This is a genomic window from Xanthomonas sp. CFBP 7698 (assembly GCF_003600855.1).
GTDB lineage: Bacteria > Pseudomonadota > Gammaproteobacteria > Xanthomonadales > Xanthomonadaceae > Xanthomonas > Xanthomonas cannabis.
On the sequence record NZ_PRDN01000003.1, the window covers coordinates 34,861 to 51,226 of the forward strand.

At 67.5% G+C, this 16,366-nt stretch carries 13 protein-coding genes and 1 other RNA gene; 4 read left to right on the forward strand and 10 right to left on the reverse strand.

Translation table 11 applies throughout. The features are described 5' to 3' along the window. Window positions 1-183 precede the first annotated feature (183 nt). On the reverse strand, window positions 184-501 hold the full coding sequence (gene mdcC, locus XnspCFBP7698_RS13930) for a malonate decarboxylase acyl carrier protein (RefSeq protein WP_104579238.1): 318 nt from the start codon (window positions 499-501) through the stop codon (window positions 184-186). Window positions 502-510: 9 nt separating this feature from the next. Further along, window positions 511-2,157 carry a malonate decarboxylase subunit alpha gene (gene mdcA / locus XnspCFBP7698_RS13935; protein ID WP_123137501.1) on the reverse strand — a complete coding sequence of 549 codons (1,647 nt, stop codon included), beginning with the start codon at window positions 2,155-2,157 and terminating at the stop codon, window positions 511-513. Between the two features lie 186 nt (window positions 2,158-2,343). Between mdcA and XnspCFBP7698_RS13940 the strand changes: the two genes are divergently transcribed. Together XnspCFBP7698_RS13940 and XnspCFBP7698_RS13950 are read left to right on the forward strand one after the other, a co-directional pair. After that, window positions 2,344-2,886: a PadR family transcriptional regulator gene (locus XnspCFBP7698_RS13940; protein WP_123137502.1), complete on the forward strand. Its 543-nt coding sequence runs from the start codon at window positions 2,344-2,346 to the stop codon at window positions 2,884-2,886. A gap of 436 nt (window positions 2,887-3,322) precedes the next feature. Next, on the forward strand, window positions 3,323-4,111 hold the full coding sequence (locus tag XnspCFBP7698_RS13950; RefSeq protein WP_123137503.1) for a siderophore-interacting protein: 789 nt from the start codon (window positions 3,323-3,325) through the stop codon (window positions 4,109-4,111). Between the two features lie 379 nt (window positions 4,112-4,490). Here XnspCFBP7698_RS13950 and XnspCFBP7698_RS13955 read toward each other — a convergent pair. The 3 genes from XnspCFBP7698_RS13955 to XnspCFBP7698_RS13965 form a co-directional block, all read right to left on the reverse strand. Beyond that, window positions 4,491-4,566, reverse strand: a non-coding RNA gene (locus XnspCFBP7698_RS13955) — sX9 sRNA. Between the two features lie 61 nt (window positions 4,567-4,627). Continuing rightward, entirely contained in the window at window positions 4,628-5,359 is a 732-nt protein-coding gene (locus XnspCFBP7698_RS13960) for a YceI family protein (RefSeq protein WP_081422286.1), read from the reverse strand. A 341-nt stretch (window positions 5,360-5,700) separates the two neighbouring features. Beyond that, the gene (locus XnspCFBP7698_RS13965) at window positions 5,701-6,291 is read right to left on the reverse strand and encodes a malonic semialdehyde reductase (protein ID WP_123137504.1); all 591 of its coding nucleotides are present in this window, start codon (window positions 6,289-6,291) and stop codon (window positions 5,701-5,703) included. 132 nt (window positions 6,292-6,423) lie between these two features. Here XnspCFBP7698_RS13965 and XnspCFBP7698_RS13970 point away from each other — a divergent pair, with 132 nt between their 5' ends. Further along, the gene (locus XnspCFBP7698_RS13970) at window positions 6,424-7,371 is read left to right on the forward strand and encodes a mitochondrial fission ELM1 family protein (protein ID WP_123137505.1); all 948 of its coding nucleotides are present in this window, start codon (window positions 6,424-6,426) and stop codon (window positions 7,369-7,371) included. Between the two features lie 98 nt (window positions 7,372-7,469). Here XnspCFBP7698_RS13970 and XnspCFBP7698_RS13975 read toward each other — a convergent pair whose 3' ends face one another. Next, window positions 7,470-9,344 carry a S53 family peptidase gene (locus XnspCFBP7698_RS13975; RefSeq protein ID WP_123137506.1) on the reverse strand — a complete coding sequence of 625 codons (1,875 nt, stop codon included), beginning with the start codon at window positions 9,342-9,344 and terminating at the stop codon, window positions 7,470-7,472. 979 nt (window positions 9,345-10,323) lie between these two features. Between XnspCFBP7698_RS13975 and XnspCFBP7698_RS13980 the strand changes: the two genes are divergently transcribed. After that, window positions 10,324-10,881 carry a VUT family protein gene (locus XnspCFBP7698_RS13980; RefSeq protein ID WP_047693348.1) on the forward strand — a complete coding sequence of 186 codons (558 nt, stop codon included), beginning with the start codon at window positions 10,324-10,326 and terminating at the stop codon, window positions 10,879-10,881. 194 nt (window positions 10,882-11,075) lie between these two features. Here the strand turns inward: XnspCFBP7698_RS13980 and glnE are convergent, their stop codons facing one another. The 4 genes from glnE to XnspCFBP7698_RS14000 all read right to left on the reverse strand — a co-directional run bounded on the left by glnE (window position 11,076) and on the right by XnspCFBP7698_RS14000 (window position 16,309). Next, complete coding sequence (gene glnE, locus XnspCFBP7698_RS13985) at window positions 11,076-13,901, reverse strand: bifunctional [glutamate--ammonia ligase]-adenylyl-L-tyrosine phosphorylase/[glutamate--ammonia-ligase] adenylyltransferase (RefSeq protein WP_104579244.1); 2,826 nt, start codon at window positions 13,899-13,901, stop codon at window positions 11,076-11,078. A gap of 145 nt (window positions 13,902-14,046) precedes the next feature. Then, window positions 14,047-14,394, reverse strand: coding sequence for a DUF3325 domain-containing protein (locus XnspCFBP7698_RS13990; protein ID WP_233548985.1), 348 nt, complete (start codon window positions 14,392-14,394; stop codon window positions 14,047-14,049). Beyond that, window positions 14,394-14,717 carry a hypothetical protein gene (locus tag XnspCFBP7698_RS13995; RefSeq protein ID WP_104579246.1) on the reverse strand — a complete coding sequence of 108 codons (324 nt, stop codon included), beginning with the start codon at window positions 14,715-14,717 and terminating at the stop codon, window positions 14,394-14,396. The genes XnspCFBP7698_RS13990 and XnspCFBP7698_RS13995 overlap by 1 nt, the downstream gene beginning before the upstream one ends. Continuing rightward, entirely contained in the window at window positions 14,714-16,309 is a 1,596-nt protein-coding gene (locus XnspCFBP7698_RS14000; protein ID WP_233548987.1) for a PepSY-associated TM helix domain-containing protein, read from the reverse strand. Before XnspCFBP7698_RS14000 ends, XnspCFBP7698_RS13995 begins: the two co-directional genes overlap by 4 nt. Between the last annotated feature and the right edge of the window lie 57 nt (window positions 16,310-16,366).

Consider the following 16,366-nt stretch of genomic DNA (forward strand, 5'->3'; position numbering starts at 1 on the left):
TCGCGCCCGGGTGCGCTCCTACGAGATGGCCTGGGTGTGCGGGTTCGTTGTGGCTGCGCTCGGCCGCGGTGACGCTGGCGCTGGCGACAACGTGCGTAGGAGCGCACCTGGGCGTGATTGCGGCATTACCGGCAATGCCCGTCGCGCCCGGGTGCGCTCCTGCGGTGAGGTGGATGGGGTGGCTCATGCGTCGGCTCCTTGCAGCACGTCGATGGCCTGTTCCAGGCGCAGGCTCACCACTGCGGGCGTGGCGCCCACATCGTTGATGCTGATGCGCACATCACGCAGTGGATGGCGCGCGGCGAAATCGTCCAGCACCGCCTGCCAGATCGCGCCGAAGCCGCGTGCGGCGGTGAGAATCTCGATCTCCATCGCGCCGTCGAGCGGCACGCGCTCGACCAGCACTTCCAGGTTGCCGGAGGCGACCACGCCGACCAGTGCGTGATCCACGCCAACACGTGCACCGTGCTGGCCGTCAAAGCGATATCGCAGGGTTTCCATGCTGAGCCCTTACCAATTGCGAAAACGTTTCGGCGGGTCGTACAACCCACCGGACCAGCGCACCAGGTCCTTGACCGTGCGCGCGGCGAGCAGGTCGCGCGTGGCATCGCGCGGACGAATGCCCAGGTCTTCCGGCCGCTTGATGACGCCGCGATCGCGCAGGTTTTCCACCATGCGCTTGTCGCGCCCCAGGCCCACGGCGGTGTAGCCGGACACACCCCGGATCGCCTGCTCGCGTTCTTCCGGCGTGCGGCATAACAACAGATTGGCGATGCCTTCTTCGGTCAACACATGGCTGACGTCATCGCCGTAGATCATCACCGGCGGCAGCGGCATGTTGGCGCGCTCGGCCAGTTCCCACGCATCGAGCCTGTCGACAAAGGCCGGCGCCATGTGCTCGCGGAAGGTTTCCACCATCTGCACCACCAGCTTGCGCCCGCGCGGCATCTCACCCGGTTTTGCCGCTTCGCGCCCGGCCTTGAGCCAGGCAGCGCTGGCATGCCGGCGGCCGCGCGCATCCGAGCCCATGTTGGGCGCACCGCCGAAGCCGGCAATGCGATCGCGCGTAGCGGTGGAGCTGTTGCCCTGCAGATCGATCTGCAAGGTGGAGCCGATGAACATGTCGCAGGCGTACATGCCTGCGGTCTGCGACAACGCGCGGTTGGAGCGCATGCTGCCGTCGGCACCGGTAAAAAACACATCCGGGCGTGCGGCGATATAGTTTTCCATGCCCAGTTCGGAACCGAACGAATGCACCGAGTGCACGAAGCCCGATTCGATCGCCGGGATCAACGCCGGGTGCGGATTGAGCGCCCAATGCCGGCAGATCTTGCCCTTCAGCCCCAGCGATTCGGCGTAGGTGGGCAGCAGCAACTCGATGGCGGCAGTATCGAAACCGATGCCGTGATTGAGCCGGTCCACGCCGTATTCGGCGTAGATGCCCTTGATGGCCATCATCGCCATCAACACCTGGATCTCGGAGATCTGCGCCGGGTCGCGGGTGAACAGCGGCTCGATGTAATTGGGCTTGGGAGCCTGGGTGACGAAGTCCACCCAATCGGCCGGGATGTCCACGCGCGGCAAGGTGTCGAGAATCTCGTTGACCTGCGCAATGACGATGCCGCCCTTGAACGCAGTGGCTTCCACGATCACCGGCGTGTCTTCGGTATTGGGCCCGGTGTAGAGATTGCCGTGGCGGTCGGCGGCCTGCGCGGTGACCAGTGCGATACGCGGCGTCAGGTCGATGAAATAGCGGCCGAACAATTCCAGATAGGTGTGGATGGCGCCGATCTCGATGCGGCCTTCGCTGACCAGCCCGGCCAGGCGCGCGGCCTGCGGGCCGGAAAACGAAAAATCCAGGCGCTTGGCGATGCCACGCTCGAAGACATCCAGGTGTGCCGCCAGCGAGAGCACCGACTGCACCATGTGCAGGTCGTGCACACGCGCAGGGTCTACCTCGGTCAGGCAGCGCGCCAGGAAATCGGCCTGCTTCTGGTTGTTGCCTTCCAGGCATACGCGGTCGCCGGGCTCGATGACCGCCTCCAGCAACGCCACCACATCGTTGGCGGCCACCACGCGCCCCTGAGGCGCCAGTGCAGCGGCGCGCTGCAGGCGCTGACGCCGGCTCTCGGCCTGGGTGTCCCACTGTCGACTCATGCTGCTGCCTCACCGGGCCGAGCCCGTCATGCCGAAGTAATTACATCGTAATTATGGAGACAGCCACTGTCCAGCCGCGTTGCAGCATCTGTGCTTGCGGCCGATGGCCGGTCATCGACGCGACGGCGAAGCACTTGCCGGCAGGCAAGCTTCGATATATCGTTTCGGCATGCTTCGATATATCGAATGAGACCGCGCTTGCGCCAGTCCAGCCCTCCAGATCTCGATCCGTCTCCGCTCGCCGCACGTGGCCGCGCGGCGAGCGGGCGGGCGCGGCCGCTGGAGCACGGCGATCTGCGCCTGCTGTTGCTGGCGCTGATCGACGAGCGCCCGCGCCATGGCTACGAGTTGATGCGGCAGATCGCCGCGCTGTTCAAAGGGCTGTACACCCCAAGTGCCGGCGCGATCTATCCCGCGCTGGCGCAGCTGGAAACCGATGGCTGGGTGCAGACCTCGCTGGATGACGGCCGCAAGCGCTATCAGGTCACCGATGCCGGCCGCGCGCATGTCGCGCAGCAACGCGATGCACTCGACGCAGCGCTGGCACGCACGCATCGGCGCGCACGCGAATTGATCAAGGCGCAGACGCCGGCGCCGATTCGCGATGCGATTCACCGCATCAAGCACGGCCTGTTTGCACGGCACGGGCAGTGGAGCGACGCAGAAACTGCCCGCATTGCGGCGTTACTCAACGCCGCCGCCGACGGCATGGAGCGCGATGACGGCTGAGCGGGTGTGCTTGGCGACTACAAACCTGTCATTGCGGCTGCGTCACTACGACAGGTTGCATTACTGATGCGAGTGGCGTGCAGGAGTGGCGGTGGATGCGCCGTTTGCGAGTTTCATCACTCTGCAAATTGCCACGGCGATCGTGTCTCTTCGCGGCGGCTTGAAGCCCCTCTCCCTTCGGGAGAGGGGTTGGGGTGAGGGTACGGACGAAGCCACGCGTTATTGCAACTGCGCAGGGCTTCGCTCGTACCCTCATCCGCCCCTCCGGGGCACCTTCTCCCCCATAAAGGCGGACAGTGTCCCGGTGGGAGAAGGAATCGCCAACAGCCGCTGTCCGTCAGTGGCTACTTACCTGTTTGTTAGCTCGTCAGTTTTGCTCCTGACCTCCCACCTCCACCACCACGCAACTGCAAAGTACCTCCAGGAACTGCACCCCATGGCACCGCATACCAGCACCCAAATCCGTCGCGACCCGCGCCTGCGCTCCGTACAGGTGGTGCGCTGCGAGTCGATCACGCCACAGATGCGCCGCATTTTCTTTGGTGGCAGCGAGCTTGCCGGCTTCCAGAGCGACGCACCGGACGATCACGTCAAACTGTTTTTCCCCAATGCCGACGGCGCGTTCGTGCTACCGACCATGACACCGGAAGGACCGCGTTACGCCGACGGCGCCCTGCCCTCGCCCGGCCGCGACTACACGCCGCGCCTGTTCGACCCGCAAACCGGCGAGCTCAGCATCGATTTCGTGTTGCACGGTGACGGGGTGGCCTCCGGTTGGGCCGCCCAGGCGCAGCCAGGCGACGAACTGCGCATTGGCGGCCCACGCGGCTCGTTCCTGGTGGCCGACGACTTCGATCGTTACGTATTGATCGGCGATGAAACCGCATTGCCGGCAATCGGCCGCTGGCTGGAGGCGATGCCGGCCGACCTGCAGGCAGAGGTGTTCATCGAAGTGGCCGATGCCGCCGAGCGGCAGGCGTTGCTGAGTGCGGCCGATGTCGATGTGTACTGGCTGGAGCGCAACGGCTTCGATGCAGCCAGCAGCACCTTGCTGGAAGATAGCCTGCGCGACTACGAGCCGCACGACGGCGACACGTTCTACTGGATCGGCACCGAGTCCATGCGCGCCCGTGCAATGCGCAAGTTCATCGAAGAACACCTGGGCGTGGACAAGGAATGGATTCGCGCGAAGGGCTACTGGAAGGCACATTCCGCAGAGGGATGATGTGACACGCGCTTCTTGTTGGGACGCGCTGGCGCGGGAGGGAGTTTTATCGAGATTGCGTGCCTTGTGCCGGGTTCGTCGGTAACGCGGTCGCGGCCAGGTCCGCTCCTACATAGGGCTGGCGTGCTCGCTGTCACGGATGGCGCAGCATCCTCGCGTAGGAGCGCACCCGGGCGCGACGGGCTTGCCCGAGATGGTCGCGCGTTGTCGGAGAGTGCGTCGGTAACGCGGTCGCGGCCAGGTCCGCTCCTACGCAAGCGCGCCCGGAGTGGCAACGCGTTTGCGCACACAAGCAAAAGCCCGCCGATTGGCGGGCTTTTGGGTTGCGGCATCGGGCGGCTGCGCGCACCGATACCGCGATCTGCGCGGGTCTTGGAGCGGCTAACAACACGTAGCGAGCGGTCGTCAGGTGGGTGCGGGCGGCGCGGAGGAACCGCAGTGTACGAGTGGTACATGAGGATTCCGAGCACCGACCGCGCCCGCCTGGCGGCCGCGCAGCAGTTTTGCTAGCTGCTCTTACTTCGCGGCAGCGGCGTCGCCGGCCTTGGCCTGCAGCGCTTCGGTGGTGATGCGGATCTTTACTTCGTCGCTGACGTTCGGGGCGTACTGGCCCACGCCGAAGTCGCTGCGCTTGATGGTGGTGGTGGCATCGAAACCAGCTGCCGGCACCTTCTTCATCGGGTGCTCGCCGGCACCGTTGAGGGTGACGTCCAGCACGACCGGCTTGGTCTGGTCCTTGATGGTCAGATCGCCAGTAACGGTCAGCTTGTTGGTGCCGGCCGCTTCGACCTTGGTGCTCTTGAAGGTGGCGGTCGGGAACTTGGCCGCGTCGAAGAAGTCACCGCTCTTCAGGTGCTCGTCGAACTTGGCGGTGAAGCTGTTCAAGCCCGACAGCGGCAGGGTGACCTGCACGGTGGACTTTGTCACGTCGGCTGCGTCGTACACCAGGGTGCCGTCGACATTGCCGAAATGCGCGCTCGGGTTGGAGAAGCCGAAGTGGCTCCACTGCGCAATCACGTCGGTGTGGCTCGGGTCCAGGGTGTAGGTGCCGGAGGCAACCTGCACGGCCGGAGCGGTCGAAGCGGCCGCGTCGGCGGCCGGGGCCGGGGCAGCAGCGGCATCCGCCGGTGCAGTGGTCGCGGCCGGGGCATCGGCCGCCGGTGCGGCGGTGTTGTCGGCCGGCTTGGAGCAGGCGGCGATGGCCACGGTGAGGGCGAGCGGCAGCAACAGCTTGTGGGTGATCTTCATTGGAACTCCATGTGATGAGAGACGCGTTGGAACAACGCGGATGGGGCAAAACGCAGACGGACGAGGACTGCAGGAAACTGGGCGACACACACTTCTTGCATGCGGTGATCAGCGCGGATGCGCGGCAGGCTCGGTAGCGAGCTGACCGCACGACCTGACCGCCTGCGGGCACCGACTGCGCTCACGCGGACACGAGCGCACGTGCTGATCACAACATTCCACACGCAGGCAAAACAACGCAGCACTCACGCTTCAAAAGCACACACCCCGTGGGTGCGATCACCCGCACCCCGCGTGCAGCGCCGATGTTGCATCACAGGCCGCACTGCGCGCTGCCACGCTCACTCGAAGCGCGCGGCTTCGTCGAAGCTCAGACGCGGCAAACGCGGGAACAGCCCGGCCGGATCGCCGTAGCCGAGATTGACCAGGAAATTGGACTTGATCGGCGTGCCGGCAAAGAACGCCGCATCGACCTTGGCATTGTCGAAGCCGGACATCGGGCCGGCATCCAGCCCCAGCGCGCGCGCGGCCAGGATCAGATACGCACCCTGCAGCGAGCTGTTGCGGAATGCGGACTCGGCGCGGCCCTCACGCGGGCCGTCGAACCAGCTCTTGGCATCGGCATGCGGAAACAGGTACGGCAGCTTCTCGTGGAAATCCTCATCGTGCGCCACGATCACCGTCACCGGTGCGGCCAGGGTCTTGGCCGCGTTGCCCTCGGACAGGGCCGGCTTGAGCTTGGCCTTGCCTTCGGCGCTGGTCACGAACACGAACCGCGCCGGCGAGCTGTTGGCGGCAGTCGGGCCCCACTTCACCAGCTCATAGAGCTCGCGCAGCACGTCCTGGCTGACCGGCGTGTCGGCAAACGCGTTTTGCGTGCGGGCGGTACGGAACAGCTGGTCCAGTGCGGCGGCGTTGAGCGAGTCGGACATGAGCACTCCAGAAGAGGGGAAAGGCGCCAGGCCGGGCGGCATCGGCGTCAGTGTGAAGACCCGCAGTGTAGAGTGGTGCGATTGCCGTCACACGCGTTCAATCTGAAACAAATCTATGTCGGATCTGAAACGATGAGGCTGACCTGGGCGCTGAGCGACGGCCGCGCCGGCAACGCGCGCCAGGCCGAAGCGCTGGCGCGGGCACTGCAGCCTGGCGCCTTCCAGCCGATGCATCTGCACGCACAGGCGCCCTGGCGCTGGGCGGCGCCGCGCCGGTTACCCGGTGCACGGGCCGCCTTCGGCGCTGCATTTGCGCAGCAGCTGCAGCACCCACCGGCCCTGGCGATCGGCTGCGGGCGCCAGGCCGCGCTGGCCACGCGGTTGCTGCGTGCACGCGGCAGCCGCAGCGTGCAGATCCTGGACCCGCGCCTGGACCCGCGCCACTGGGACCTGCTGATCGTGCCCGAGCACGATGGGTTGCGCGGCGCCAACGTGCTGACCCTGCTGGGCAGCCTGCACCCGGTGGACGATGCCTGGCTGGCCGCCGGGCGGGCCACCTTCCCGGAGCTGGGCGCCCTGCCCGGCCCGCGTCTGGCGCTGCTGATCGGCGGCCCGACCGCCCAGGTGCCCTGGACCGTACAGGACCTGGCGGCGCTGTGCGCGCCGCTGCGCGACCAGCTGCATGCGGCCGGCGGCAGCCTGCTGGTCACCGTTTCCCGGCGTACCCCGCCCGCGGCCATCGCCCCGCTGCGTGCGGCCTGCGCCGGCCTGCCGCACCTGCTGTGGTGCGACGCGCGCGACGGGCCCAACCCGTATGCTGGCCTGCTGGGCTGGGCCGATGCGCTGATCGCCACCGCCGACTCGGTCAACCTGCTCTCCGAAGCCTGTGCCACACGCGCGCCGGTGGCCGCCGCATTCGGCGAGCGCGCGAGCGGGCGCGTAGGCAGCTACCTGCAGGCCTTGCGGCAACGCCAGCGCTTGCAGGCAGCCGATGAAGTTCTCGCGCCCGCTGTCGATATCACTCCAGTGCGCGAAACCGAGCGCATCGCCCTGCAGGTGCGCGCACGCCTCCTGCCATGACCCAAGGCCCGGCGGCGGGTAGACGGCACAAGGATGATCTGCATGACAGGGAGCATCGGCGGCGTTGCCACGACGCGACGCCTCCAACCGCGCCGCGTTTACGGATTGCTGGGAGAACGCGGAATGCCTGCCGGCGCCGCGTCCAGCGCGCCGATCATCAGCCGCACGATCGGGGTTCCCAAGCCGGTGGTGTAGTTGTATTTGCCGGCGATCGGCACGTCGTTGCTGACGACCCCGTTATTGCCGGGGATGCCGCGGTGGTAGGCCTCCGGGCCGTTGGCGGCCAGGCGATACAGGTAATCGTTGAGATTGCCCTGCCGGCCCTGCTTCTGCACCAGCAACGCGGCCACACTGGCGAACTCCGGCGCCGCCACGCTGGTGCCGATCAACTTGGTGATGGCACCGCCCACGTAGATGGACACCGAGCTGGTGCCCTGCTGACAGGGATGCACGGCGATTCCCGGGCAACCACCGACCAGCATGCCGACATCGGGCAATGCGCGCATCGAGGTACGCGTGCCGCCCAACGCGCGCAGCTGATACGCCGGACGCTGGAACAGCGTGCTGACGCCGCCACCGGCACCCCAGTAGCCACCGCTGAGCAGCGCGCCCACGCCATACGGGTCCTCGGCCTGCAACGGGTCGGCAAACGCGCTTTCGCTGAGGTAGCTCGCATCCAGGCTGCCCTTCTTGTAGGCAGTGAGCAGGTTGCCACCACCGACCGCGGTCACATACGCATCGGCGGCAGGCCAATGCACGCTGGGGACGTATCGGCCGTTCTTGCCCTCCACCAGGTATTGCGTGTCCGGGCAATCCAGGCCGGCATTGTCGCCGCTGGAGGCCACGAAGCTGATGCCCTGTGCGTTGCCCTGCTTGAAGACCGAATCGAACAGGCCAAGGATGGAGGTGGCGTCCTTGCCGTTATAGGCCGCGGTGAAAACCTGTTCGCAGAACCCGAACGAGGAGCTGACCACGTCCGCCTCATTGTCCTGCACGATCTGTCGGTAGCCGGCCAGGATGGAATCGATGGAGAGATCGGGAGTCACGTACAGCAGCACGTGCGCGCCCGGCGCGCCGCCAAGCGCCATGTCCACATTGAGCGTTGCCTCGCGCGCCGCAGCGCGATTGCCATCCTGCACCCCGGGCTTGGCACCGGCCACATAGCGGCGCGCATACAGCGTCGGATTGGCATGGTTGCCGGCATACCGGCTGAAGCGTTCGTGGTCGAACATCGCGGCGATGTCCGTGTCCAGCACGTCGCTGCCGATCAACACGGCGATCGTGCTGCCGCTACCGTCGAGCCGCTGCTGCTTCCCCGGCGCACCAATCATCGTCTGGTAGGACGGATAGCCGTAGGCCTGCTTGAGGTCGTTGTACCAATAGCTGGTGGTGCCATCACCGGAGCGGTTGCCGGGGTCGGCGGGCAACATGCGCGAGTCCATGTGCGCCACCGGCAGCCCGCGGCTCAGGCCGGTGACGGTGACACCGTTGGCACGCAGCGCAGCCGGCAGCTGCAGGGGAGCGGCGGCCGCCAGGCGCACCTGCTGGCCGGCCTTCAGATCGGCGACCAACGGCGCGGCAAACAGCCGCTCCACGCTGTCTGCATTCGCGCTGACATGCAGGGTTGGCCCCTGCTGCACCACGGTCATGTGTGCGGCCTGCAGGGCGGCGCGCACCTGCGCGAGCTGTGCAGGCGCCGGACCAAAACGCCGCTGGAATTCGGCCGCCGACAGCCACTTGTGGTAGCGCGGCGACAGCGGGTCCTGGATGTCGGCCAGCAGCGCATTCAGCGCCGCCTGGTCGCGTGATGGCAGATGCACGTCGAAGGACATGGGGGCTGCGCGCAAGCTGGCCGTCATGGCGTCAAGCCCAGCATCGGGGACAGTTGTGGCAGCGCTGGCGCTGCCGAAGGCGAACAGCGAAGCGGACAACACGGCAGCCAGCAGCGGCCGACAGCGGGTGCGAGTAAGCATGGATCTCTCCGGGGGCAAAACAGTGAGCGAGGCCAAACGGCACCGCAGGGGCGTGCACCAGCGCTCGCGGACCAACGGCGCGAACATGTCGACACGAAAACAGGAAGCAGGTGCCGGCTGCGATCGATGGCCGCGGCGGCCGCAATACGCACGCCTGGCCGCTGCCGCAGGCGGCAGCGAGGCCAAAGCTGCCAGTGCATCATCGCGACACTGCGCATTCGGCGGCTATCTCCATCGGCATCGGCAGGTCGCGGGGCGTGCAAGGGCCGCCATCCATCAGACGACGGGGCCAGGAGCCGGGACGATACGTGCGATGTCTATGGCTGAACTGCCAGCGGGCGAGATTGTGTCGCCACCAGCGAGGTGCGCGTGTCTGCGGCTGCAGGTGCCGCGGCATGCCAGCTCACCGCGCGTGGATGTCTCAAGCTGCGCGCCGTTGCATCAAGCACCTGCAAGCGCCCAGTGCGCGCACATGCGCCCGCTCACGCCACCCATTTCCTACGTCGAGGCCTGCCGCGCGCTTTGCGATCACCCCGTGCTCGCGATGCGGTCGGTCAGGCGTCATGTGCACACGTACCCGATGACGCGCCGATAGCGTGGTGCAGGCGTGCCCCCTGTGCATATCGCGTGCCGACACTGCCGTCGAGCGTATGCGCCGCCACGAAGGCAGGCCCACGCACCTTTCGATTGCGACCGCGATGTGCGCACGCGTCTGGTCGGTCGCCGCCGGCGATACAGGCATGGCCCGCCGGCAGGCGCTCGCGCAATCCGGGATGCGGATCGTCGCGTACCGAGGCCATGGCCGGCGAGCGCATCGCTGCGCGGTGTAATGCTGGAAACTAGCGGCACGGCGTTCGCCACTGTGGCCGCGTCGGTTTGGTTGTCTATTGTGGCAAACCGATGCACAAACCCATGAATTGCGCTGGTCCAGCCCTGCCGTCGAAGCGATAATTGCGCACCCCATCAACACCGTGTCGCCATGCGTCTTGCCTCGCCACCCGTCTTCGCCCCGCTCACCGCCCGTGCCTTGACCTGGGCGGTGCTGGCAATGGGTGCGGTGGTGCTGTTGTCCAACGTCCTGGTGCAGTACCCGATCAACGATTGGCTGACCTGGGGCGCGTTTTCGTATCCATTGGCGTTTCTGGTCAGCAACCTGATCAACCGTCGCTTCGGGCCGCGTGCGGCACGCACGGTGGCGTGGTGCGGCTTTGCATTGGCGGTGGTGCTGTCGGTGTGGCTGGCGACGCCGCGCATTGCGGCGGCCTCGTGCACCGCCTTCATCGCCGCCCAGCTGCTCGACATCACCGTGTTCGACCGCCTGCGCAATGGCAGCTGGTGGCGCGCACCGATCGTGGCCACCACCTGCAGCGCCACGCTGGATACGGCGATCTTCTGGAGCATCGCCTTCGCCGGTGCGGCGCTGCCGTGGGTGAGCTGGGCGGCCGGCGATCTGGCGGTAAAGCTGGGCATGGGCGTGTTTCTGCTCGGGCCGTTTCGCGCGTTGCTGTGGCGGAGCGCACCACGCCGCCCTGTCTGAAGCGCGGTGCGCTGTAGCTACCGAGCGCGCCAGGCAACAGCACAACACCCCTGCCCGCCTCCGGCAGACCGATGCGCAACCCGGACGCGCCGAGTACAACGCCTGACCTGCGCCGTTGCTCGCCTGCACGCACCGGTGGCATCGGCCTGGCATGCACGACCGGCGACTGCGGACAGCCGGCTCCCGCCGCCCCGCTAGAGCGTGGCCGCGTCCTTGCCGGCCGGAAATGCCAGCCCCTGCGCACGCGCTGCGTTGAAGATGACGCTGCGCGCCTGCTGGATGGCCGGTGTCGGTGCGATCAAGCGTGGACGCCGGTCCAGCGTGCACGCCAGCCCGGCCTCCACCAGCGCGGCATGCGCCTCATGCAGCGGCTGCGCCATCTCGACGGGCAACCACTGCGCCTGCACCAGCGCATCGATCACGCCAGGCGTATCGCAACATGCCAGCAGCCGCGCATGCTGCGCGGCCTGCCCCAGCACGCCAGCCTGCAGCACGAATTCCAGGTCCACCAGGCCGCCGGCACCTTGCTTGAGATCCAGCCGGCCGGCATCGCTGCGATCGAGTTCGGCGCGCATGCGCGTGCGCATCTTGCGCACGTCGTCGTGCAGCAGCGCGGGGTCGCGTGCGCGGGTCAGCGTGTCGTGGCGCACCTGCGCAAAGGCCTCGCACAGCGTGGCATCGCCGGCGACCGCGCGCGCACGCACCAGCGCCTGATGCTCCCAGGTCCAGGCGCGCTCGCGCTGGTACTCACGGTAGCTGGCCAGCGACGACACCAGCGCGCCCTGGCCACCGTCCGGACGCAGCCGCACATCGATGTCGTAGAGGCGGCCGGCACCGGTTTCGGCGCCGAGCAAGGCCATCACCTTTTGCGCCAGACGGGCGAACCAGCGCGCCGCATCCAGTGGCCGCTTGCCGTCGGAGCTGTCCACCGTGCGCGGGTGGTCGTAAAGAAACACCAGATCCAGATCCGACCCGAACCCCAGCTCCAGCCCGCCCAGGCTGCCGTAGCCGATGATGGCGAACAGGCCGCCCGGCACCTGTCCGTGCGCGGCAACCAGCTCGCTGCGTGCCAGGTGCAGCACCACCTGCACCACGGCCTCGGCCAGCCAGGCCAGTTGCCGGGTGCTCTGCACCGCGTGCTGGCGGCCGTCGAGCGTGGCCAGGGCGATCCGGAAACTCAGCGCGAGCCGGCGCTCGTTGAGCTCGCGCAAGGCCGCCTCGGTGTCTGCGATCTGCAAGGTCTCCACGCAGGCAGCCTGCAGCGCCGCGCGATCCGGCAACGGGCCGCCGATGCGCGTATCCAGCAACTCGTCCAGCAACAACGGGTGCGCCGCCAGCCGCTCGGCGAGCAAGGCACTGCGCGAGAGCACATCGACCAGGCGGGCCAGCGCGCTGGGCTGCTCGTCCAGCAAGGCCAGATAGCTGGTGCGGCGCAAGGTGGCCTGCAACAGGCCCAGCATGCGGCGCACGGCGGCATCGGGTTGGCTGGCCCGCGTGGCGGCGAGCAGCAGTGCCGGCACCACGCGATCTAGCCGCGCCCGCGCCGTGTCCGACAGCGCGTGCACACCGGCCGACTGCGCAAAATCGCCCAGCACCTGATGCGCGGTACCCGGGTCGTGCAGACCAATGCCCAGCAGCGGCGTTGCATCGCCATCGGGCAGCGCGCGCCAGTAGTCGGCCAGCGCGTCCGGCGCGGTGGCCCGCACGCGTGGCGCCAGCAACTCGGCAAATTCGGCGGCCACACGCCGGCGGTGCGGGGCCAGCGCGTCCAGCAGGGCGGGCCAGTCGGCATACCCCAGGCCCAGCGCGATGCGTTCGCGATCCATCTCCGCCTGCGGCAAGGCGTGGGTCTGTGCATCGCGCAGCATCTGCAGGCGGTTTTCCAGCCGGCGCAAGAAGCGGTAGGCCGCGGTGAGCGCGGCGCCGTTGTCGGCCTCGACCTGGCCGGCGGCGACCAGCGCCTGCAGCGCGGGCAACAAGCGCCGCTCGCGCAGGGCCGGCTCGCGGCCGGCGCGGATCAGCTGCAGCGATTGGGCGAGGAACTCGATCTCGCGGATGCCCCCGGGCCCGCGCTTGATGTCGTCCAGCCGGTCGTGCCGTGCCACCTCGGCGGTGATGACCGCCTTCATCTCGCGCAGGCCATCCAGCGCGGTGAAATCCAGATAGCGCCGGTAGACGAACGGCCGCAGCGTTTCCAGCCAGGCTTCGCCGGCATCGATATCGCCGGCTACCGCGCGCGCCTTGAGCCAGGCGTAGCGCTCCCAATCGCGGCCTTCGCGCTGGAAATACTGGTCCATGCCGGTAAACGACAACGCCACGCGGCCGGCAGTGCCGAACGGACGCAGGCGCAGATCCACCCGATGGCTGAAACCATCGGCCGTGGTTTCGTCGAGCAACTTGGCCAGCTGCTGACCCAACCGCGCGAAGTATTCTTCTGCCGCCAATGGGCGCGCGCCATCGGATTGGCCGCCCTGCGGATAGGCGTACACCAGGTCCACGTCCGAGGAAAAATTCAGCTCGCCACCGCCCAGCTTGCCCAGCCCGAACACCACCAGCCGCTGCACGCTGCCGTCCGCGGCAATGACCTGGCCATGGCGGGCGTCGAATTGCTGCTGCAACGCCCGCAGGCCGCATTGCAGGCAGTTTTCGGCCAGCCGGGTCGCGCCGGCCAGCGTGGCATCCACGCTGTCCAGGCCCAGCACATCGCGCCACACCAGGCGCGTGGATTCGGCGCTGCGGTAGCGCCGCAGTTGGGCAGGCCACAGCTGCGGCTGCGCTGGATCCAGCTGCGGCACTGGCAACGGTGGTGGGTCGGGCTGCGCCAGGTGCTGCAGCAATGCCGGTTGCCGCGCCAATGTATCGAGCGCGAAATCGCTGACGAGCGCGACCTGGGCAAGCTGCCGATCGAAATCGCCCCCCGGCCACGCCTGCTCGACAGGCAGCGATTGACGGACGCGCGCCACCGCCCGCTCGATCAGAGCGGTGAGCGCAGGAGACACCGAGGCAGTAGGCAGCGACATGCGCCGATTCTGGCATCCCTGCACGATGGCGGCATGTGCACGCGGCGCTATCTCGCCCGGCAGCTGCGTCCCTCGTGCTGTCGATCATGGCCTTTCCCCACTGTTGCCCAGGCCGTCGCATCGGCAACCACACCTGCAGCGGGGGTCACCACATCGGCATCGCACGCCAGCCGAGCAGCAGGCAGGCCAGGCACCCGACCAGCAGCGCAAGCCATGCACTCTGCCGCGGCGCGTACGCCATGCCTGACGCGACCCAGAATGCGCCCACGCTCAGCAAGCCCAGCCAGAGCAGCGTGCCGACGCTGCCACCCCACCCCTGCACGCACACCGCGAGTGCGGTGGTCAGCAGGCCGGCGCCGATCATGCGCAACTGCCAGCGTCGCGCGGATGGCGCCGTGCGTTGGCCGGTGAGTTGCTCATGATGACGATGCATCGCCAGGCACAGTGCCATCAGCCCGGCGTGGCACAGCGCAGCACCTGCAAGTGCGGTCATCAGCCCGTCCATGACGCGCTCCGCAGCAACCAGTCTGCGCCCGCCAACATTGCCAGCCACGCGCCCGACCATCGCCACATGTGCACTGCATCGCGCGCGCGAAACATCCACAGCGCCACCACGGTGTAGACGACAAAACTGAGCAGCGTCGCACTAAGGACCGCCACCGCGGGTGCGACGCCCGCGCCATGCACCAGCAGCTGCGCCATCACGCTGCAGCCAGTGGATGTCAACGCGTAGCCGCCGACGCTGGCGGCCAGCACACGGCCTGCCACCGACCAGCGATAGCGTGCAACCGCTGCGAGCGCCGGAGAACGTCTCATGCGGTGTCCACGGGGCTAGCCGCGCCACGCCTGGCAGGCGTCGGTGCCGGCCGCGCCGCATTGCGGTGTACCCGCCACGCGGCATAGGCGAAGGCCAGGCCAAGCGCAAGCGCCGTCAGCTCGACCGCTGCAGGCTGCAAAGCGCCCGCCGCCAGATAGACACCAAGATGCTGGCCGGTGGTGATCGCATTGAGCAGCGGCAGGCCAAGGCATAGCAGTGCGGTGGCGCTCAACTGTTCGACCCATGCGCGCGCAGGCGCACGCGCTACTGCATGCGCCAGGCTTGCGGCCCAGACCCACAGAAACGCGCGGATTTCGAGCTGTGCGCGGCCATCCAATGCCGGTGGTAGCAAGCGGTTTGCATAGAAGTACGCACTGCTGGCCAGTGCGGTGCCAGCCAATGCAGCCACGTTGAACGCTTCCACCACTCGGTAGATGCCGGCCGTGGCGGCACCGAATTCCTGCTCGCTGCGCCGACGCCGTTTGATCGAAAACAACAGCGTGCCGGTGGCCATCATCAAGGTACCGGCGATCCCGCTGATGAAGTACAGCCACTTGGCGGTCCAGCCACCGAAGCCGGCCACGTGCAAGGTCTTGATGGCTTCTTCCACATCCCGGGCTTCCACCGTGGCACGTGACCCATCCGCGTGCTGTTCGAGTAGCGCGCCGGCGGATGCGTCGAACACCACGCTGTGGGAGGGATTGAGCAGGCGCCGCGACCTGTCGGTGTCGGCAGCGCGCGCAATGACGCGTAGCGTGCTGCCGGGTTGATCGGGTCGCTCAACTACCACTGTCTGCGCCGGCGCGCCATTGAGCAAGGCGGCACGCTGCACCAGGTCCGGCAGATAGGCGGGCAGCGCGTTTGCCGGCGGTGCGTTTGTGCGGGCTGCCACCGTCGGCGCAAGGTCCGCACCGTAGCGCGCGTACGCATCATCGTCGCTGCCGTACACCGCCTGCAGCGGCGCGGGCATATAGCTGGTGGAGAAATAGGCCAGGCCGGTGTAGACGATCATCAGTAGGAACGGCAGCGTCAGTACCGCGGTGGCGTTATGCGCATCCAGCCACGAGCGCTGGCCCTTGCCGGGGCGAAATGTGAAAAAGTCCAGAAAGATGCGCTTGTGCACGATCACACCGGACACCAGCGCGATCAGCCCGCACATCGACACCCAGCCCACCAGCCAATAGCCGGGAATGCCGCCGTGCAAGGTGTAATGGAAACTCATGAAATGCCGGCCACCCTCGGTCTGCCGGCCCCACGGCGCCGGCAACAGCTCGCCGCTGCCGGGATCCAACGCGGCCTGACCCTGCCCGTCCAGCGTCCGCCAGAACAGCGTGAGCGCATCGCCACGCTCGACAGGCAATGCGATCCGCCACACGCGTGCCTGTGGCGCCAGCTGGCGCAACTGTGCCAATGCATGCGGCACCAGACTGTCTTCGTGCAGGGCCGCGTGGCTGGCCGCACTGGGTAACGCAGGTGTGCCCTGCATCCACTGCGTGATCGGGTCGCGAAATACGCTGAGCGTGCCGGTCAAAAAGATTGCGCACAGCAACCAGCCGCAGCTGAGACCGCACCAGGTGTGCAACCACGCCATGCTTTGGCGAAAACCCTCCTTCATGCGCTAACCGCCCCACCCCGCCCCATCCAGACG